The organism is Chenggangzhangella methanolivorans (assembly GCF_019797865.1).
GTDB classification, from domain to species: Bacteria; Pseudomonadota; Alphaproteobacteria; order Rhizobiales; family Methylopilaceae; genus Methylopila; species Methylopila methanolivorans.
Window position 1 is genome coordinate 3,268,578 of the sequence record NZ_CP081869.1, and the last position, 18,644, is coordinate 3,287,221.

The 18,644-nt window shown below is 71.3% G+C and carries 16 protein-coding genes and 1 pseudogene; 6 read left to right on the forward strand and 11 right to left on the reverse strand.

Annotated features, from left to right (window positions below; translation table 11 throughout):
* Positions 1-143: 143 nt before the first annotated feature.
* From K6K41_RS17170 to K6K41_RS17185, 4 genes are all read left to right on the forward strand, one after another.
* The gene (locus K6K41_RS17170; RefSeq protein WP_261401524.1) at positions 144-1,157 is read left to right on the forward strand and encodes an extracellular solute-binding protein; all 1,014 of its coding nucleotides are present in this window, start codon (positions 144-146) and stop codon (positions 1,155-1,157) included.
* Positions 1,154-2,698 carry an ABC transporter permease gene (locus K6K41_RS17175; protein ID WP_261401525.1) on the forward strand — a complete coding sequence of 515 codons (1,545 nt, stop codon included), beginning with the start codon at positions 1,154-1,156 and terminating at the stop codon, positions 2,696-2,698. Before K6K41_RS17170 ends, K6K41_RS17175 begins: the two co-directional genes overlap by 4 nt.
* Positions 2,699-2,706: 8 nt before the next feature.
* The gene (locus tag K6K41_RS17180) at positions 2,707-3,720 is read left to right on the forward strand and encodes an ABC transporter ATP-binding protein (RefSeq protein WP_261401526.1); all 1,014 of its coding nucleotides are present in this window, start codon (positions 2,707-2,709) and stop codon (positions 3,718-3,720) included.
* 108 nt (positions 3,721-3,828) lie between these two features.
* Positions 3,829-4,086 carry a DUF2312 domain-containing protein gene (locus K6K41_RS17185; RefSeq protein ID WP_261401527.1) on the forward strand — a complete coding sequence of 86 codons (258 nt, stop codon included), beginning with the start codon at positions 3,829-3,831 and terminating at the stop codon, positions 4,084-4,086.
* Between the two features lie 681 nt (positions 4,087-4,767).
* Here the strand turns inward: K6K41_RS17185 and K6K41_RS17190 are convergent.
* The 4 genes and pseudogenes from K6K41_RS17190 to K6K41_RS17205 form a co-directional block, all read right to left on the reverse strand.
* Positions 4,768-5,883 carry a hypothetical protein gene (locus tag K6K41_RS17190; protein ID WP_261401528.1) on the reverse strand — a complete coding sequence of 372 codons (1,116 nt, stop codon included), beginning with the start codon at positions 5,881-5,883 and terminating at the stop codon, positions 4,768-4,770.
* Between the two features lie 362 nt (positions 5,884-6,245).
* Positions 6,246-6,515 (reverse strand): annotated as a pseudogene (locus tag K6K41_RS17195) (peptidoglycan L,D-endopeptidase MepK); the annotation flags it as partial.
* Between the two features lie 445 nt (positions 6,516-6,960).
* Entirely contained in the window at positions 6,961-8,901 is a 1,941-nt protein-coding gene (locus K6K41_RS17200; RefSeq protein ID WP_261401529.1) for a L,D-transpeptidase family protein, read from the reverse strand.
* 82 nt (positions 8,902-8,983) lie between these two features.
* Positions 8,984-10,477, reverse strand: coding sequence for a sigma-54-dependent transcriptional regulator (locus tag K6K41_RS17205; protein ID WP_261401530.1), 1,494 nt, complete (start codon positions 10,475-10,477; stop codon positions 8,984-8,986).
* Positions 10,478-10,646: 169 nt separating this feature from the next.
* Between K6K41_RS17205 and K6K41_RS17210 the strand changes: the two genes are divergently transcribed.
* Both K6K41_RS17210 and K6K41_RS17215 read left to right on the forward strand, forming a co-directional pair.
* Positions 10,647-12,437 (forward strand): M3 family oligoendopeptidase, encoded by a 1,791-nt coding sequence (locus tag K6K41_RS17210; RefSeq protein WP_378145427.1) that lies wholly within the window; start codon positions 10,647-10,649, stop codon positions 12,435-12,437.
* Positions 12,438-13,173: 736 nt separating this feature from the next.
* The gene (locus K6K41_RS17215; RefSeq protein ID WP_261401531.1) at positions 13,174-14,127 is read left to right on the forward strand and encodes a hypothetical protein; all 954 of its coding nucleotides are present in this window, start codon (positions 13,174-13,176) and stop codon (positions 14,125-14,127) included.
* A 125-nt stretch (positions 14,128-14,252) separates the two neighbouring features.
* Here K6K41_RS17215 and bla read toward each other — a convergent pair whose 3' ends face one another.
* The 7 genes from bla to K6K41_RS17250 all read right to left on the reverse strand — a co-directional run bounded on the left by bla (position 14,253) and on the right by K6K41_RS17250 (position 18,540).
* Entirely contained in the window at positions 14,253-15,134 is an 882-nt protein-coding gene (gene bla, locus K6K41_RS17220) for a class A beta-lactamase (RefSeq protein WP_261401532.1), read from the reverse strand.
* Between the two features lie 29 nt (positions 15,135-15,163).
* Positions 15,164-15,793, reverse strand: coding sequence for a hypothetical protein (locus tag K6K41_RS17225; RefSeq protein ID WP_261401533.1), 630 nt, complete (start codon positions 15,791-15,793; stop codon positions 15,164-15,166).
* A 72-nt stretch (positions 15,794-15,865) separates the two neighbouring features.
* Positions 15,866-16,348 (reverse strand): F0F1 ATP synthase subunit B family protein, encoded by a 483-nt coding sequence (locus tag K6K41_RS17230; RefSeq protein ID WP_261401534.1) that lies wholly within the window; start codon positions 16,346-16,348, stop codon positions 15,866-15,868.
* 12 nt (positions 16,349-16,360) lie between these two features.
* A complete protein-coding gene (locus tag K6K41_RS17235; protein ID WP_261401535.1) occupies positions 16,361-16,981 on the reverse strand; it encodes a F0F1 ATP synthase subunit B family protein in 621 nt (206 codons plus the stop codon).
* A gap of 83 nt (positions 16,982-17,064) precedes the next feature.
* Positions 17,065-17,289, reverse strand: a complete 225-nt coding sequence (locus tag K6K41_RS17240) for a F0F1 ATP synthase subunit C (RefSeq protein ID WP_261401536.1) — start codon at positions 17,287-17,289, stop codon at positions 17,065-17,067.
* A 70-nt stretch (positions 17,290-17,359) separates the two neighbouring features.
* The gene (locus K6K41_RS17245) at positions 17,360-18,106 is read right to left on the reverse strand and encodes a F0F1 ATP synthase subunit A (protein ID WP_261401537.1); all 747 of its coding nucleotides are present in this window, start codon (positions 18,104-18,106) and stop codon (positions 17,360-17,362) included.
* Positions 18,107-18,168: 62 nt separating this feature from the next.
* On the reverse strand, positions 18,169-18,540 hold the full coding sequence (locus K6K41_RS17250; RefSeq protein WP_261401538.1) for an AtpZ/AtpI family protein: 372 nt from the start codon (positions 18,538-18,540) through the stop codon (positions 18,169-18,171).
* Between the last annotated feature and the right edge of the window lie 104 nt (positions 18,541-18,644).

Sequence of the window (18,644 nt, forward strand, 5' to 3'; positions counted from 1 at the left end):
AGGACGCGCGCCGTTTGTTCTTCGAACCGTCTCGGTTCTGGGTCCCGGCTCAAGGCCGGGACAAGGGGCGTCGCGCTTGACATGTCTCCCCGGAAGACCTTCTTCCGGCATGAGATGACTTTGGTGTTCTTAGAGTTATTCTAATGAAGCCTCTGCACAGGCGCGACGTTCTCCGCGCCGGGGTCGCGCTCGCGGCGCCCGCGCTGCTGCCGGCCCGCGCCTTCGCGGCCGAGACGCTCGTGCTCTACAACGGCCAGCACGCCGAGCCCGCGACCGCGGTCGTCCACGCCTTCATGGCGGCGACCGGCGTGACGGTCGCGATCCGGAAAGGCGGCAGCGCTCAGCTCGCGAACCAGATCGTCGAGGAGGGCGCGCGCTCTCCCGCCGACGTGTTCTTCTCCGAAGAGACCGCGCCCGTCACCACGCTCGCCGCGCGGAAGCTGCTGGCGCCGGTCGACAAGGCGACGCTCGACCAGATCCCCGCCCGCTATGCGGCCAATGACGGCCGCTGGATCGGCGTCACGGCGCGCTGCCGGGTGGTGGCCTACGACAAGCAGGCCGTGAAGGCGGAAGAGCTGCCGGCCTCGGTGCTCGATTTCGCCACGCCCGCCTTCAAGGATCGCGTCGCCTATGTGCCGACGAGCGGCGAGTTCCAGAGCCAGTCGCTCGCGATCCTGAGGCTGAAGGGGCGCGACGCCGCGCTCGGCTGGCTGAAGGGGCTGAAGGAGAACGGACGCGTCTACAACGGCAACGTCGCGGCCGTGCAGGCGGTGCAGCGCGGCGAGATCGCGACGGCGCTCGTCAACTCCTACTACTGGTATGCGGTCGCCGACGAGATCGGCCCGGAAAACATGCGCTGCGAGCTGCATTATCTCGGCAAGAAAGACCCCGGAGCGCTGGTGACGCTCTCCGCCGCCGGCGCGCTCGCCTCCAGCAAGAAGCCCGAGCTCGCCCAGCGCTTCCTCGCCTTCATGACCGGCGACGCCGGCCAGAAGGCGATCGTCGAGGCGGTGGCCGAATATCCGGTGCGGCCCGGCGTCGCCTCTCCTTACGACCTCAAGCCCCTCGACCAGCTCGACCCGCCGGATCTCACGCCCGACGACGTCAGCGACGCGGTCGAGGCGCTCTCGCTCCAGCGCGAAGCCGGGCTCGCATGAGCCTTGCGTCGCGGCGGTGGGAGAGCGCGCCGCCGCTCTGGCTCGCGCTCGCCGCGCTCGTCCCCTGCCTGCTGATCGCGCTGCCGCTGGTCTATGTGGCCCTGCGCGCGAGCGAGGCCGGGGCCGCAGGCGTCGCCGCCGAGCTCATTCGCCCGCGCACGCTCGAGCTTCTGCTCAACACCGTCGCGCTCGGCGTGTCCGTCACCGTGATTTCGTCCGTGCTCGGCGTCGCGGCCGCCTGGTGCGTCGAGCGCTCCGACATTCCGTTCCGCCCGTTCTGGCGCATCGCCGCGGCGCTGCCGCTTGCGGTGCCGGCCTTCGTCGCGAGCTTCGCCTGGGCCTCGATCGACGTCGCGTTCCAGGGGATGGCGGGCGCGATCCTGATCCTGTCGCTGTCGCATTTTCCGCTCGTCTATCTGCCGGTCGCCGCGGCGCTCAGGGGCATGGACCCGGCCTTCGAGGACGTGTCGCGCTCGCTCGGGCGCTCGCCCGCCAGAACCTTCTTCGGCGTGGTGCTGCCGCAGGCCTGGCCGGCGCTGGGGGCGGGCGCCCTGCTGGTGTTGACCCACATGCTCGCCGAGTTCGGCGCGCTGGCGCTGCTGCGCGTCCAGACCTTCACGACCGCGATCTTCGCCTCCTACGAACTCCAGTTCGACAGCGCGACCGCCGCGCTTCAGTCCGCGGTGCTGCTGGCGCTGACGCTTCCGGCGGCCTTCGGCGAGATGCGGCTGCGGCGCGGCGTGCGCGTCTCGCGGTCCGGCCGCGGCGCGCGGCGCACGCAACGGGCGATCGCGCTCGGGCGCGCCAAACCCTTCGTGCTGGCGGGCCTCGCCGCGCTGATCGCGCTTTCGACGGCGGTCCCGGCCGGGATGCTGGTCTATTGGGCCGCGGTGGGCGCCTCGACCACGCGGGGCCTGCCGGACATCTGGCCGGCGATCGGCGGCACGCTCTCGCTCGCTCTGCCTGGCGCGGTGATCGTCACGGCGCTCGCGCTGCCGCTGGTGCTCGCCGCCATCCGCCATCCGGGCCCGGCGTCGCGGCTCGTCGACCGGCTGCCTTACGTCGTCCATGGCCTGCCGGGCGTGGTGGTGGCGCTCGCGCTCACCTTCTTCGCGATCCGTTTCCTGCCCGACCTCTACCAGACCTCCGCGCTGCTCTTCGCCGCCTACGCCGCCCTGTTCCTGCCGCTCGCCCAATCGGCGCTCAGGGCCTCGGTGGAGCTCGCGCCGCCGCGGCTGGAGGAGGTCGCGCGCAGCTTGGGCAAGGGCCCGTTCCTCGCCTTCGTCTCGGTGACGCTGCCCGCGATCCTGCCAGGCGTCGGGGCGTCGCTTGCGCTGATGACGCTGGAGCTCGCCCGAGAGCTCACCGCGACCCTGCTGCTCGCGCCCATCGGCGTCACGACGCTCGCCACCGAAGTCTGGTCGCGGGCCAACGACGGCCAATACGCCGCCGCCGCTCCCTTCGCCGCGCTTCTGGTCGCGCTTTCGGCTCTGCCGGTCTATGTCTTCACGCGCCGCAGCCTGGAGCTTCACGACCTGTGACGAAAAGCGTGCAAGTCCGCGACGTGTCGAAGGCCTTCGCCGGCCACGCCGTGCTGCGCGGCGTCGATTTCGCGGTGGAGCCCGGCAAGATAGCGGCGTTGCTCGGGCCTTCCGGCTGCGGAAAGACCACGCTGCTGCGCGCCATCGCGGGCTTTGATCGGATCGACGGCGGCGAGATCCTGATCGACGGCGCGCGTGTGTCGGGCTCCGGCTCGCACCTGCCGCCCGAAAAGCGCCGCGTCGGCTATGTGCCTCAGGAAGGCGCGCTGTTTCCCCATCTCACCGTCGCCGGCAATGTCGGCTACGGCCTGAAGCGCCGCGAGCGCACCAGGGAGCGCATCGGCGCGGCGCTGGCGCTCGTCGGGCTCGAGGCGCTGATGGAGCGCTATCCTCACCAGCTGTCCGGCGGCCAGCAGCAGCGCGTCGCGCTCGCCCGCGCGCTTGCGCCCGGGCCGAAGCTCGTGGTGCTGGACGAGCCGTTCAACGGCCTCGACCTCGACCTGCGCCGCAGCCTCTGCGCCGAAGTCACCGCGGCGCTCCAGCGCGCCGGCGCCTCCGCGGTGCTCGTGACGCACGACCCCGAAGAGGCCTTCGCCTCGGCCGACGTCGTCGCCGTCATGCAGGAGGGCCGCATCGCCCAGCAGGACGAGCCCCGCGCCGTCTACCGCCGGCCTGCGAGCGCCGCGGTCGCGCGCATCACCGGCGGCGCGATCTTTCTCGAGGCGACCGTGACGGGCGCGGCCGCCGAAACCCCGCTCGGGCCCGCCGCGCTTGTCGCCGCGCCGCCGCAGGGCGACGGCCGCGCGTCGGTCTGCGTGCGGCCGGAGCAGATCGTTCTCGGCGCGCCCGGACAGGCCGCGACGGTGGTCGAGCGAAGTTTCCGCGGCGACCACGACCTCCTCACCGTGACGGTCGGCGAGCGGCGCCTGTCGGTGCGGGCGCCTGCGCATCCCGACAGCGGCCTCGACGCGATCCGCCTGCGGATCGAGGGGCCGTGCGTGGCGTTTCCGCCTGTCGCCTGACCGGCCGGGCTGCTCTGCGCCCGCTTTCCACATGCCGGACGCTTGACCGACTCGGTTGCGTCTGCGAACCGGATGCGCTTCGGTTTCCAAGGAAAGGCGCGGGATCAGATGAGCACGGTCAACCCGGATGAGGTCGCCAAGGACCAGCTCGTGGCCTTCGTCGAGCGCATCGAGCGGCTCGAGGAAGAGAAAAAGGGCATCGCGGACGACATCAAGGAGGTCTACGCCGAGGCCAAGGGCAACGGCTTCGACGTCAAGGTGCTCCGCAAGGTCATCTCGGTCCGCAAGCAGGACGCCAGCGAGCGCGCCGAGCAGGAGGCGATCCTCGACCTCTATCTCTCCGCGCTCGGCATGCAGGCCGACTGACAGGCGGTTCGCCGCGCGGATGTGAAAAAGCCCCGGGCCGTGAGGTCCGGGGCTTTTTCGTGGCGGTCGCAGAGACGGCGGGCGGCCGACCCGCCGCCGACCCGCCGCCGCGTCGACTCGCCGCCGCGGCGTCATCCCGGGCTTGACCCGGGATCCAGAACCGATCCGGCTGTTCCAGACTCCCGCCGCGGCGTCGGTTCTGGATCCCGGGTCAAGCCCGGGATGACGGGGATGGTTCAGGCGCGCTGGGGGGGGGCGGTCTTGGTTTGGCGCAAAGGCCCGACCCTCCGCCGCCGCGTCATCCCGGCCGCAGAGCCGGGATCTAGAACCGATCCGGCCGTTCCAGACTCCCGTCGCGGCGTCGGTTCTGGATCCCGAGTCAGGCTCGGGATGACGGGGTGGTTCAGGCGCGCTGGGGGGAGGGGGCCGTGGCGCTTGGCGCGAAGGCTCGACCGACCCGCCGCCGGGTCATCCCGGCCGCAGAGCCGGGATCCAGAGCCGATCCGGCCGTTCCAGACTCCCGTCGCGGCGTCGGCTCTGGATCCCGGGTCATGCCCGGGATGACGGGCGTGGTTCGGGCGCTCTGAGGGGAGGGGCGGCGTGGTTCGGTTGCGCAAAACAAAAGCCCCGGACTGCAGGGTCCGGGGCTTTGTCTTTCGTTTCAGGCGACGCGCGACGCGCTCAGCCGTGATGGCGGACGGGCTTGGCCGCGAGATTGTCGCCGGTCATGAACGACTGCGTGCGCAGCAGCATCACCGACGAGCCCTGAAACTTGTCGCAGCGGGCGCCGACGACGGCGGCCGTGAAGCCGCCGGCGAGCGCCGCGGTCGGCGACACGAAGAGCCCCGCGGCGTGCGCCGGATGGTGCATCTCCATCGAATACTCGGCGCGCGCCTCGGTCAGGAAGGCCGAGTAGCTCGCCTCGTCGAGCGGGGTCGAGACCATCGGCTCGACGCTGAGCGTCGCGCGGCGGCGCATCGGGGCGGTGGCGGCGGCGTAGACCGCGGCGGGCGTGGCGTAGGGCGACAGCACGCGCACGTTCGGGTCGGTCGGCACCGCGGCCGTGACCTTGGTCTGCGGCGCGACGGCGGCGCGGGTCTGGGCGGCTCCGACGTCGACGCCCGGCGCGGCATAGGCGAGCGACAGCTCGCCGTTCTCGTTCACGCGGCGCTTGCCGAGGAACGCGTCGGGCAGGCGCGGGAACGTCGAGGCCTCGGCCTGGTAGGCGCTCGCCGCGTTCGGGTCGATCTCACGCGGCTTCTGTTCGGCGGTCGGCGCCGGGAGCGCGGCCAGCACCGCGATGGCGCTGTCGGGCGTCGGGCGCGGCTTCGGCGTCGGAATGCTGGAGGCGAGCGCAAGCGCCGGCTCGGTGGCCTGCACCGGCTGGCCCTGCATCGGCTGCGCGCCGGTCTTCCAGGCCATCTGCGGGCCGGCGTCCTCGGCGGAGGCGAGCTGATAGCCGTCGGACGGGGCCGAGGGCGGCAGCGGGATCGGCTTGCCGGCGACGGCGGTCGGAGCGACCGGCGGCAGCGGCACGGCGGAGGCCATGGCGACCTGCGCGGCCTGGGCCGGACGCGACGGCGCGATCGGCGGCATCGGCACGACCGCGCTGGCGACGGCGGTCTCGGCCTGTGCGGCGGCGGGCGCCGACGGACGGACCATGTCGGCGGGGCGCGCCATCGGCATCGGCGTGACCTTGACGGTCGCGACGCGGGTCGGGGCCGGAGCCGCCGCCGCGCCTTCGTCGTCGCCCGAGGACGACGACGCCGCGCCGCCGCGGGCCGGGGCCGCGGCCACCTGGGTCGAGGCCTCGTCCTCGCTCTCGTCCGCGCCGCCGAAGAGGCGCGCGAAGAAGCTCTTGCCGGAAGACGAGGAGCCGCCGCCGCATAGGCGCTGTCGAGCGAGACCTCGCCGCGCGAACGCAGTTCGGCGGCGGCGAGCTGATAGCCCGGCATCTGGCCGCCTTCGGCCGGCTGGTGGACGGTCTTGCCGCCCGGGAAGATCTTGGCGAGCTGCGAGCGGCTCATGCGCGGCCAGGCGGCGGATGCTGCCGGCGTCGAGATGGACGAAGGGGCGGCCCGAGGTCGGGTAGAAGCCGACGCGCCGCGCTGCAGGCGGATGCCGGCCTCGCGCACCGAGGAGACGGGAACGCCCGTGATGTAGAAGTCCATCGCGCGGCCGAGCATGTGCTGGCTGAACTTCGCGACGCCCGACGAACGGGCGCGCAGATACGCGTTGGTCTCGGGCGAGCGGTAGGACGACACGATGTTGATCATGCCGCCGCGGCCGACCTGGCGGTGCACTTCCCAGACGATGTCAAAGAGCTTGGGCTCCATGCGCGTCTGTTTGTTGTTGCGCCAGTCGCGCAGGAAGAAGCTCAGCTGGCGGAGCCCCTCGGCGTCGTAGCGCCCGTTGCGCTTGAACGTCACCGTGACGTTGTCGCCGCGATGGGTGTGATAGAGCGTGAGCGACCGCGTATCGCCGTTCGCCTGAGCGTTCTGGGTGCCGTCGGAGGCCGCGATGGACGCGACGCCGCCGAGAAGGACCGCGCAGAGGCCGCGCTGAATGCGGCGGGCGACGGTGCGTCCAGACGAAGGGGTGTCGTTCAATGGTCTGTCCTGACCCTAAGAGACCGCGCACGACGCTTCCGCCGCGCGCGCCGCTAATGATCAACAACAGTTTCAGCGAGAGTGGTTAACCAGCAGTGACTAAACCGCCGAAAACCGTCCCCCGATCCCCCGACCTGTGCTTTCCTAGCCGCGCCCTACCCGAAAAGCCAGCGCGAAATTGTGTTCGCCCCGTGAAAATGATCTAGCGTTCTCTTTTTAGACATATTTACGACGCCCGGACGAATCGCCCGGGCGCCGTCAGTATTCAGCGTGAAGAGCCGAAGATGCGCGACAGCCAGTCGCCGGGGCTCGCGACCCGTTGCTGCTGCGGCGCGGGAACCGCGGCCGCCTGGGCTTCGGCCGTCTGCGCGGCGGTCGGCTTCGGCTTCGGCTTGGCGATCACCTGCGGGGCCGCGGGCTTGGGCAGCGGCGGCAACGGCTCGCCCTTCAGCGCCGCCTTCAGCCGCCCGTCGAGCGAATAGAAGTCGTTGCGGGTCTCGAGCTTGCCGTCCGGGCCGACCCAGGCGGTGAAGTAGGTGAGATGCACCGGGATCGGCGACTTGAGCGTCAGAGACCGCTCCTTGCCGCCCACCATCGACTTCAGCTTCGCGCCCGAGAGCCCCTGGTCGCCCGACAGCGCGTCGGCGAATTCGAGCGGCCGGTCGACGCGCACGCAGCCGTGGCTGAGCGCGCGCTCGTTGCGCTCGAACATCTTCCGGGTCGGCGTGTCGTGCAGATAGACCGCGTGGCTGTTCGGGAACATGAACTTGATGTTGCCGAGCGCGTTGCGCTCGCCCGGGGGCTGGCGGATGCGCAGCTTGTTGGTGCGGATGCCTTCCCAGTCGAGCGCCGCCGGGCGGCCGCGGCTGTCCACCACCTCGAAGCCCTTGAGCGAGGAGCCCTGCATCTCCTTGAGCGCGATGGTCGAGGGCACGTTCCAGTACGGATTGACCACGATGTGGTCGATCTCGTTGGAGAAGATCGGCGTCTGGTTGGTCGACTTCCCGACGATCACGCGGGTGTCGTAGGTCGAGGCGCCGTCCTGCATGATGTGCAGGCGGTAGGCCGGGATGTCGACGAAGACGTGCTTGGTGCCGAGGTCGCGCGGCGTCCAGCGCCACCGCTCCATGTTGATCTCGATGAGATCGGCGTCGTCATGCGGGCGCGACACGGCGTTGAGCGCGCGCACCGTCTGCTTGTTGATGAGCCCCGAGGCGCCGATCTTCGACTTCTTCTGGAACGCGACGACCGCGTCCTGCAGCTCGCTGTCGTAATAGAGGTCGTCGGGCGCGCCGAAGAGGCCGAGGCGCTTCCTCAGGGCCGGCACGCGCGGGTCGTCCATGCCGGGCTCGATCAGCTTGCCGAAGTCGATGCGCGGCAGGTCCGGCTGGTCCTTGCGGTCCGCGCGGGCGGCGTGGAGCAGCTTGCGCAGCTCCTGGAACTGGGGAGCCTGCGGGTTGAACGCGTCGAGCGCGGCCGCGACGTCCTGGCTCTGCTCGAGCGAGGCGAGCGCCTGGGCCGCGTCGAACGGCGTGCCTTCGACGGTGATCGAGGGGCTGACCACGCCCGGCTTCACGCGCCCGCCCCACGCCTTGCGGGCGTAGGAGAGCGCGACGGCCGACATCTGGACTTCGGCGCGCGCCACGTCGGCCGGGGTTCCGGTCGCCGGGTCGCCGGGCAGGCGGAAGTCGCGCGCGTCGAGCGCGTCGTCGGCGGCCTTAGCGATGCGGTCCTTGGCGGCGGAGGCCTTGGGCGAAAGGTGGCCGTCCTTGATCCAGATCGGCTCGTCCTTGCGCGCCGTGTAGAAGGCGACGAGCGCCTGGCGGTCGGCGACCGACATCTTCACCTGCGCGGTCGGGCCGGTCTCGGCGAGGAGGGCGGCGATCGCGGCCGGCAGCGGCGCGAGGTTTTCGGCGATCGGCTGCGGAGCCATCGGCGACAGCGCCGCAGGAGCCGTCGGCGTCAGCGCGTTCGGCGCGGCGGGCGCGGTCGGCGTCGCCTCGTCGATCGCGCCGGTGGCGAAATCCTGCTCGTTCGCAGGCGCCGGGATCGCGACGGGCGCGGGCTCGGGCGTCGCGGCGACGCCGGTCTCGGCGCGAACGGACGCCGCGGCGAGCGCGCATGCGGCCGCGCCTGCGAGCAGCGTCATCGAGAAGCGTCCGACGGAACGGCGCTTGATCTTGAGCGCGTCGGCTTGGGTCACCATGGCCCCCCTCAGTCCTTCGTCGTCCCGGGACGATGCGTGCGCCCGGAATCCATTACAACAATTTCGTCGAACACGAACGCGTTCATGCGACGGCTTCGCCGCGCCCCGTGTCGCGCTCGCCACATTCGCCGTCGAGGCCAAGGTCCTTGATTCGGCGATAGAGCGTCGATCGGCCGATGCCGAGCCGGCGGGCGACTTCCGTCATCTGCCCGTCGAGATGGCGGATAGCGTAGCGGATCGCGTCGGCCTCGATCGCCTCGAGCGGGCGCAGCGCGCCGTCGGCGGAAAACAGCGGCAGCGCCGGCGCCTCGGCGCGGATCTCGAGCTCGGGCTCGTCGAGGTCGCGGGCGAGCGAGGGCAGCGGCGCGGGCGCCTCGACCTCCTCCGGCGCCACGCCGACCATCGCGGCGATCTGGGGGAAGTCGGCGGGCCGGAGCTCCGGGCCCTCCGACAGCACCACGGCGCGGAACACCGCGTTCTCGAGCTCGCGCACGTTGCCCGGCCAGTCGTGGCGCTCCAGCAGCGCGAGCGCGGCCGGCGAGACGTCGGTGACGGCGCGGCTTTCTTCGGCGGCGAACCGCAGCACGAAGCGGCGCACGAGGTCCTTGAGGTCGGAGAGGCGCTGGCGCAGCGGCGGCACGGCGAGCGGGAACACGCTCAGCCGGTAGTAGAGATCCTCGCGGAACGCGCCCTGGCGCACGCGCGCCTGCAGGTCGCGGTTGGTCGCCGAGATGATGCGGATGTCGACCTTCACCGAGCGTTTGGCGCCCACGGGATCGACCTCGCCTTCCTGGATCGCGCGCAGCAGCTTCACCTGCGCGTCGGCCGGCAGCTCGCCGATCTCGTCGAGGAACAGCGTGCCGCCATGAGCCTCGACGAACTTGCCGACGTGCCGGTCGGTCGCGCCCGTGAACGCGCCCTTCTCGTGGCCGAACAGGATGGATTCGATCAGATTGTGGGGCAGCGCCCCGCAGTTCACCGGCACGAACGGCTTGCCGCGCCGCTCGCCCGAGCCCGCGATCGCGCGCGCCAGCAGCTCCTTGCCGACGCCGGACTCGCCCTCGATCAGCACCGGGATGTTGGAGGCAGCGGCGCGCTCGCCGAGCCTGCGGGCCTCGATCATCGTCGGGGCGCGGCTCGGCAGGTCGCGGAAGCTCAGCGTGCCGTTGGCGCGGCGGCCGAGACGCCGGATCTCGCCCTGCAGCGCCTGGGTGCGCAGCGCGTTGCGGATCGAGACCTGGAGCCGCTCCGGGCCGACGGGCTTCACCACGAAGTCGGAGGCGCCGGCGCGCATCGCCGCCACCACCGCGTCGATCGAGCCGTTGGCGGTCTGGACGATCACGGGCGCGGCGATCCCGAGTTCGCGCATGCGCCCCATCACGCCGATGCCGTCGAGGCCGGGCATCGACAGGTCGAGAATGACGAGGTCATAGGCCGCGCCGCGCGCGGTGAGCGCCTCGATCGCCTCCTCGCCGTCCTCGGCGGTGCGCGCGTCGTGGCCGAACCGGCGGATCTGCGACTCGAGCAGGCGGCGCTGCACCGGGTCGTCGTCGACGATGAGGACCACGGCGTTCATTCGAGAGCTTTCGCGAGGCGGCTGATCACGGCTTCGCAGCATCAAGGCTCAGGGTAAACGCGCGCTTAAGCTTGAACGTTTCACGCGGTCGCCCCTGTTGAACGCGGCGGCCCAGCGCGCGATATCGGGGGCCCAGTCCCCCAAGACGACCGAAGGTTCGATCGCCCCCGTGTCCTCCGCCGCCTCCGCCGCGCTCGGGCCCCTGCCCGAATGGAACCTCTCCCATCTCTACGCCGGAACGGACGCGCCCGAGCTCAAACGCGACTTCGAGCGCTGCCTCGCCGACGCCAAGGCTTTCGAGGCGGCCTACAAGGGCGAGCTCGCCGAGCTCGCGGCCTCGGGCGGCCTGCTCAAGGCGGTGAAGGACTTCGAGGCGCTCGACGACCTCACGGGCCGCGTCGCCTCCTATGCCGGGCTCGTCTATTCGGAGGACACCTCCGACCCGAAGCGCTCCAAGTTCTACGGCGACTGCCAGCAGAAGCTGACCGACGTCTGGTCGCATCTCCTGTTCTTCACGCTCGAGCTCAACCGGCTCGAGGACGCCATGCTGGACGCGGCGCTTCAGGACGAGGGCCTGGCGCATTACCGCCCGTTCCTCGACGACGTCCGCAAGGAGCGCCCGCACCAGCTCGAGGACCGGGTCGAGCAGCTCTTCCACGAGAAGTCGGTCACCGGCGGCTCGGCCTGGCGGCGCCTGTTCGACGAGACCGTCTCGGCCATGCGGTTCAAGGTCGGCGACGAGACGCTCACGCTGGAGCCGACGCTCAACCAGCTCCAGGACCCAGATCCCGCCATCCGCGAACGCGCCGCGGGCGCGCTCGCCGAGACCTTCAAGGCCAACACGCGCACCTTCGGCCTCATCACCAACGTGCTGGCCAAGGACAAGGAGATCTCGGACCGCTGGCGCTCCTTCGAGGACGTCGCCGACAGCCGGCATCTCGCAAACCGCGTCGAGCGCGAGGTGGTGGACGCGCTGGTCTCGGCGGTGCGCGACGCCTATCCGCGGCTCTCGCACCGTTATTACGCGCTCAAAGCCAAGTGGTTCGGCATGGAGCGCCTCAACCACTGGGACCGCAACGCCCCGCTGCCGACGGCGCAGAGCCGCATCATCCCGTGGGACGAGGCGCGCGACACCGTGCTCGGCGCCTATGGGGGCTTCGCGCCCGAAATGGCCGACATCGCCCGCCGCTTCTTCGACGAGAGCTGGATCGACGCCCCGGCCCGTCCCGGCAAGGCGCCGGGCGCCTTCGCGCATCCCACCACGCCCTCGGCCCATCCTTACGTGCTGCTGAACTATCTCGGCCGCCCGCGCGACGTGATGACGCTCGCCCATGAGCTCGGCCATGGCGTGCATCAGGTGCTTGCGGGCGTCCAGGGCCCGCTGATGGCCCCGACGCCGCTGACGCTCGCCGAGACCGCGTCGGTGTTCGGCGAGATGCTCACTTTCCGGGCGATGCTCGCCAAGACCTCCGATCCCGCCCAACGCAAGGCGATGCTCGCCGGCAAGGTCGAGGACATGCTGAACACGGTGGTCCGGCAGATCGCCTTCTACACCTTCGAGCGCAGGATTCACCTGGAGCGCAAGGAGGGCGAGATCCCGGCCGAGCGCATCGGCGAGATCTGGATGGAGGTGCAGTCCGAGAGCCTGGGGCCCTCGATCCATCTCGGCGAGGGCTACGAGACCTTCTGGGTCTACATCTCGCACTTCACCCATTCGCCGTTCTACGTCTACGCCTACGCCTTCGGCGACTGCCTCGTGAACTCGCTCTACGCCGTCTACGAGAACGCCTCCGACGGCTTTGCGGAGCGCTATTTCGCGCTGCTGTCGGCCGGCGGCACCAAGCATCACTCCGAGCTGCTGAAGCCCTTCGGCCTCGACGCCGCCGACCCCGCCTTCTGGTCGACGGGCCTCGGGCTGATCGAGCGCATGATCGGCGAGCTCGAGGCGATGGAGGCGTAAGGGCTCCGGCTCTGACGAAGACTCGCGCCGGCCGAGCTGCGGCGCGAGCCCTCCCGAACCGCCGCCCGTCATCCCGGCCGAAGAGCCGGGATCCAGATCCGATCCGGTTTCTCCAGACTCCCTCCGCGGCGTCGGCTCTGGATCCCGGGTCAGGCCCGGGATGACGGGGTGGTTCGGGCGCGTCGATCGGGCAGGGGTGCGGTCCAGGCGGGGGCGTGGTCTCGGCCCGGAGGCCGTCGAGCCCCGCCGCCGTCATCCCGGCCGAAGAGCCGGGATCCAGAACCGAGGCGTTCGATCCAGATCCTGCCGCGGGGGCGGTTCCGGATCCCGGGTGAGGCCCGGGATGAGGGGATGGTTCGGGCGCGTCGATCGGGCAGGGGTGCGGTCCGGGCGGGGACGCGGTCTCGGCCCGGAGACCGTCGAGCCCCGCCGCCGTCATCCCGGCCGCAGAGCCGGGATCCAGAACCGATCCGGCCGCTCCAGACTCCCGCCGCGGCGTCGGTTCTGGATCCCGGGTCAAGCCCGGGATGACGGGCGTGTTTCCCCCGGCGTCGTCTGAGGCCAAGCCTTTCGACCCGGGGCCGCGCGGGCCGTCGCCCAAAACTCCAAAGGAGCGAAAAAACAACGTTCCGCAACCCGATGTCTTGACTTGACTGAGTCTTTTCCGCAATTCAGCCTGATTCGTCGCCAATGAGTTAATGCGTCGGGGCTTTTGGGGAATCGGGACTTCAACGTCATGTCCGACCTGTCCAGCGCGGCGTTCGCCTTCGGCGTCGCCGCCACCTTCCTGGCGGCGACCAGCGCGCATGCGGTCGACGCCGCCGCCACGCCGCAGGCCGTCGCGCTCGTCTCCGGCGGCGTCGCCGCCAAGCCCGCCGACGATCCCTCGCTCCCGAAGGTCGAGATGGCGCCCGCCGGCGAGAGCCGCCGGTCCGACGGCGCCGAGGCCACGCTCGACGGCCTCGCCCGCGACTGCGCCAATCTCGGCGCCGAGACGATCTGCAAGATCGCGCTCGTCGGCGAGGGCGCGCGCCGCAAGGCCGGCGCCGCCGCCGCGATCGACGCGCCCATGACCATCGAGGTGAAGGACGGCGACGGCCGCTCCATCGAGACCCGGCGGATCAGCCTCAAGGTCGAGATGCCGGAAGGGGTCCAGAAGGTCTCGTTCCGCCATGTCGAGGAGAACGTCTCGCTGCCGCCGGCCTCCGCCGCCGGCTATGGCGGCTGGACCATCGTGGTCGGGCTCGAGCCGGGCGACGCGAGCGTCGCGGACGCCGCCGGCGACGACGGCGAGATCGAACAGGTCGCGCCGCCCCCGCGCCAAGTCCAAGCGCTCGCGCTCGGCGCGGGCCAAGGCGGTGCGGCAGGCCCGCACCGCGGCCGCGCGCCAGCAGCCGGCCCAGCCCGCCCAGCCGCCGGTGGCGGTGTCGACGAGGCCGCTCGCCGCGCCGCCCACCATCACCACCACGACCAATGGCGGGCCGCTGGCGCGCGCCGCGCAGGGCTTCACCGAGCGCCGCGACACCGCGCTCCAGGCCGACCGCGTCCGCGCCGCGCAGGCCCGCCGCCAGGGCCAGGCGGCTCCGCGTGGGCAGGCCCAGCCGCAGGCCGCCGCCCAGCCGCAGCCGGCGGTGCGCACCGCCAACCGCTGAGGCGGCTGGTGGGCTCGAGCGCGACGGCTTCAGGATGACACGCCACGTCATGCCCGCGTCTTCGCGGGCGTCCACGGCTTCGGCGTAGCGCCCGACGTTCCTGGACAGTCGCGGACGCCCGGCTCCGCCGGGCATGGCGGCGTGAGCGGACGAGCGTCCCGCTTCAGCCGACCGCGGCGACCGCCGCGCGCGCGACGTCGGCGTGGATCGCGTCGCGGCCGTCGCCGTCGAGCGTTGAGCCGGTGAGGTAGCAGGCGAGCACCAGCGGCGCGCCGGCGGGCGGCCAGATCACCGCGACGTCGTTCGCGGTGCCGTTCGCCCCGCCGCCGGTCTTGTCGCCCGCGGCCCAGCCTTGCGGCAGGCCTGCGCGGAGCCGCGCCGCGCCCGTGCGCCCGTCGACCAGCCAGCGCGTCAGCGCGCCCCGCGATGAGGGGGTCAGAACCTCTCCGAAGACGAGCCGCTCGACCGACAGCGCCATCGCCTCGGGCGTCGTGGTGTCGCGCGGGTCGCCGGGCGCGGCCTCGTTGAGCGCGGGCTCGATGCGGTCGAGCCGGCTCTCGGGATCGCCGATCGAGCGGGCGAAACGGGTCAGCCCCTTGGGGCCGCCGACCGAGGGCAGCAGCAGGTTGGCGCTGGCGTTGTCGCTCAGCGTCATCGTGGCCTCGCAGAGATCCCGGACGCTCGCCTCGCCGCCCACGCGCGACTGCGCGAAGGGCGAATGCTCGACGAGGTCGGCGGCCGTGACGGGCAGGCGCCGGTCGAGGCTCTCGGTCCCTGCGTCGACCCGCGCGAGCACGGACGCGGCGAGCAGCGTCTTGAACGTCGAGGTGATCGGAAAGCGCTCGGACCCGCGCGAGGACCAGCGCCGCGGGCCGCCGACCTCGACGAGCGCGACCCCGAGCCGGCCGCCGCTCTTCGCCTCCAGCGCGTCGAGCGTCGCGGCGAAACGGTCGCGGGCGGCGTCGTCCGGCGTTTCAGCGCGCGCGGGAAGGCGGCCGGCGAGCGCCGCGGCGAGGCCGAGCGTCAGGACCGTCCGCCGCCGCATCGCCGTCTCCCTCTTCGGTCGCGCCTCCCTCACGCGGGGCGGCCGAGGCGCTCCCGCACGAAGGCCTTCACGGCGGCGCCGTCATGGCCGAGCGTCGCCTCCTCGACATAGAGCGCGCCGCCCATCGCGAGCCGCAGGAACCAGACGCCGTCCTGCGAGAACTCTTCCGTGATCATGTCCCATCGCGCGGCGAACACGTAGGCCTCGTCGCCCTGCGCCGCGCCGTCGTCGCCGATGACGAGCGTCGTCGGGCGCTGGAGCGTCGGCAGGCTGTCGTAGATGCGGCGCATCTGGCCGCCCTGGAGCGCGCCGGCGAGGATCGCGAGCGCCGCCATGCCGGCGAGCGCGAGGCCGACGCCGAGGCCTGCGACGCCCCAGCCGCTGAACGTCGTCGACCAGCCGCCGTCGGTGAAGAGGACGAGCGCGGCGTCGAGGCCGATCGCGTTCTGCTGGCTGAAGACGGCGAAGAAGATCGCGAAGACGACGAGCCACAGGATCACGTTGCGCGTCATGCTCCCGCCGGCCCGCATGGGCGCTGCGAGCCGCATCTGCATCGCCGACCACGGACGGAAGGGCAGGGCCCCGGCGGGCAAGCGCCAGCGGGTCTCGCCGAGCGCGACCCCGGGCTCGGCCGGCCCTGCGCCGATGTCGTGCGTCATGTCGGGCTCCCCGCAAACGAAAAGGCCGCCTTGCGGCGGCCTCGTCTTGTCGTCAGGCGCGCCAAGAGCGCGTCAGTTGAGCTTGGCGCGGATTTCCGACAGGCCCTTCTCGAAGAGCTGGTCGCCGAAGCCGGACTTGGCCTCGCCCGAAAGCACGCGCTCGGCGGCCGCGACCGCGGCGTCGGCCGCGGCGGAGCGGACTTCCGCGACCGCCTGGCTTTCGGCGAGCGCGATCTTCTGCTCGGCCGCCTTGGTGCGGCGGGCGACGAACTCCTCGGCCTTCGCCTTGGCGTCGGCGGCGTAGGCGGCCGCGTCCTTCTTGGCGTTGGCGACGATCTCCTGCGCCTCCTTCTCGGCCTCCTCACGCTTGCGCTTGTAGTCGGCGAGCATGCGGGCGGCGTCTTCGCGAAGGCTGCGGGCCTCGTCGAGCTCGGCCTTGATCTTGGCCGAGCGGCTGTCGAGAGCGCCGAGGATCTTGGCCGGCGCGCCGACATAGACCACGATGCCCATGAAGATCAGGAAGGCGACCAGCACCCAGATGTCGGGAGTACCCATCGTGCTGTCTCCTCAGCGCGCGAGCGAGGCGTCGACCGCCTGCTCGACGGCCCCGCCCTCGGCCGGGCGGCCGGTCAGGCGCTCGACGATCGCCGAGGCCGCGTCGACCGCGATGCCGCGGACGTTGCCGAGCGCGGACGCCTTGGCGTCGGCGATCTGCGTCTCCGAGGCGTCGAGCTTGGCGTTGAGCTCGCTCTCGAGCCTGGCGCGGTGCTCGTCGGCCTCCTTGGAGACCTGCTCGTGCACCTCGGCCGCGATGCGGTGGCCTTCGGCGCGCGCGTCGGCGAGCGTCTTCTCGTAGGAGGCGATCGCCTCGTCGGTCTCGGCCTTGAGGCGGTTGGCCTCGGCGAGATCGCCCTCGATGCGTTCGGCCCGGCCCTCGAGGATGTTCTGGACGCGCGGCAGCGCGACCTTCGACATCAGCAGGTAGAGCGCGCCGAAGAAGATCGCGAGCCAGAACAGCTGACCCGCGAAGGTCTCGCTGTTGAACGGCGGGAACGGCGCCTTGTGGGCTCCGCCATGCGCCTCGGTTCCCGCATGGGTCTCCGCGGGCGCCGCGCCAGACTGGCCGGGCGCGCCGTGGTCGGCCTGCGCGAGGACGTAGAGGCCAGACGGCCCGATCTTCTCGAACATCACGGCTCCATAGGCCTACGCGGCGCCGCTCGATCGGGCGCCGCGCAAACGCGGGACTTCAGGTCGTACGGTTTCGTGTTCGCTCAGACGGCGAACAGGAGGAGCAGCGCGACGAGCAGCGAGAAGATGCCGAGCGCTTCCGTCACGGCGAAGCCGAAGATCAGGCGGGCGAACTGGCCGTCGGCGGCCGAGGGGTTGCGCAGCGCGCCGGCGAGGTAGGCCGCGAAGATCGAGCCCACGCCGATGCCGGCGCCGCCCATGCCGAGGGTCGCGAGGCCCGCGCCGATGTACTTGCCCATATCTTCCATAGTTCTGCTCCTTCGGGTCGTCCGGTGTGTTTCCGAGAACGGCGGGGTGTCGGCCGGCGCTTGGTCGCGCTCAGTGGCCGGGGTGGATGGCGTCGTTGAGGTAGATGCAGGTCAGGATCGTGAAGACGTAGGCCTGCAGGAAGGCGACCAGGAACTCGAGCGCGGTGATCGCGACGGTCATGGCGAGCGGGAGGATGCCGACGAGCAGGCCCGCGGTCCCGAGCGCGCCCGAGAGCATCACGATGAAGCCCGCGAACACCTTCAGGGTGATGTGGCCGGCCAGCATGTTGGCGAAGAGACGAACCGAGAGGCTGATCGGGCGCGAGAGGAACGAGATGACCTCTATCAGCACCACGAGCGGCAGGATGTAGCCGGGAACGCCGGACGGCACGAACAGCTTCAGGAAGTGCATGCCGTGCTTCATGAAGCCGTAGACGATCACGGTGGTGATCACGAGCATCGCGAGCGCGAAGGTGACGATGATGTGGCTCGTCACCGTGAAGCTGAAGGGAATGAGGCCGATCAGGTTCGCGACCAGCACGAACATGAAGAGCGAAAACACCAGCGGGAAGAACTTCATGCCGGCCTTGCCGGCGGTCTGCCCGATCGTGTTCGCCACGAACTCGTAGGACATTTCGGCGAGCGACTGGAGGCGGCCGGGCACCAGGGTGCGGCTCGCGGTCGCGAACATCAGGAAGCCGACGCTCACCGCGACGGTGGCGGCCATGTAGGCGGACGAATTGGTGAAAGCGAGAGCGCCGTCGCCAATCAGGGGGACGATGGTGAACTGGTGGATCGGATCGTTTGCCGCAGCCATCGTCCCTGTCGTTCATCCTGGACGGCGTCGCCGCCGTCGCCTCGCCAAACCGGCGGACCCCGTCAGGGGCCTTCGCTGGTCGTTCCGCCCGGGCCGGACTTGAGTCCAGCCGAGCGCATCACGTTCAGCGTTCCGGCCGCAAAGCCCAGCAGCAGGAACACGATCAACCCCCAGGGCGACGTGCCCAGGAAGTGATCGAACAGCCATCCGACCACGCCGCCGGCGATGACGCCGGCCACGAACTCGGAGCTGAGTTGCAGCGCGCGCGCAAGGCCGGAGGCGTCGGAGCGCGGTTTCCGCGTTCCGGCGTCTTCGGCCTCTCTAAGGTCCGAACGCCGCTTCAGCTCCTGGGCGAGCCGCTCGCGCCGCTCCGCCAGATCGCCGTCGGTCCGGGAACTGTTCGGCGTGGGAGATCCTTCGGAGCCTTGCGTCATTCGCGTCAGCCTTTCCGGACCCCCGGCAGGCCGATCACCCCCGAAAACCGCGCGCACCCTAGTTTTTGGGCCTTGGCGTGTCAAGGTTCCGCCGCAAAGCGCCA

Coding starts and splice junctions, on each gene's coding strand:
- bla (WP_261401532.1), bottom strand. CDS start 15,134: ATGCGGCGGCGGACGGTCCTGACGCTCGGCCTCGCCGCGGCGCTCGCC.
- K6K41_RS17250 (WP_261401538.1), bottom strand. CDS start 18,540: ATGACGCAAGGCTCCGAAGGATCTCCCACGCCGAACAGTTCCCGGACC.
- K6K41_RS17245 (WP_261401537.1), bottom strand. CDS start 18,106: ATGGCTGCGGCAAACGATCCGATCCACCAGTTCACCATCGTCCCCCTG.
- K6K41_RS17230 (WP_261401534.1), bottom strand. CDS start 16,348: ATGGGTACTCCCGACATCTGGGTGCTGGTCGCCTTCCTGATCTTCATG.
- K6K41_RS17215 (WP_261401531.1), top strand. CDS start 13,174: ATGTCCGACCTGTCCAGCGCGGCGTTCGCCTTCGGCGTCGCCGCCACC.
- K6K41_RS17240 (WP_261401536.1), bottom strand. CDS start 17,289: ATGGAAGATATGGGCAAGTACATCGGCGCGGGCCTCGCGACCCTCGGC.
- K6K41_RS17175 (WP_261401525.1), top strand. CDS start 1,154: ATGAGCCTTGCGTCGCGGCGGTGGGAGAGCGCGCCGCCGCTCTGGCTC.
- K6K41_RS17170 (WP_261401524.1), top strand. CDS start 144: ATGAAGCCTCTGCACAGGCGCGACGTTCTCCGCGCCGGGGTCGCGCTC.
- K6K41_RS17205 (WP_261401530.1), bottom strand. CDS start 10,477: ATGAACGCCGTGGTCCTCATCGTCGACGACGACCCGGTGCAGCGCCGC.
- K6K41_RS17235 (WP_261401535.1), bottom strand. CDS start 16,981: ATGTTCGAGAAGATCGGGCCGTCTGGCCTCTACGTCCTCGCGCAGGCC.
- K6K41_RS17185 (WP_261401527.1), top strand. CDS start 3,829: ATGAGCACGGTCAACCCGGATGAGGTCGCCAAGGACCAGCTCGTGGCC.
- K6K41_RS17200 (WP_261401529.1), bottom strand. CDS start 8,901: ATGGTGACCCAAGCCGACGCGCTCAAGATCAAGCGCCGTTCCGTCGGA.
- K6K41_RS17225 (WP_261401533.1), bottom strand. CDS start 15,793: ATGACGCACGACATCGGCGCAGGGCCGGCCGAGCCCGGGGTCGCGCTC.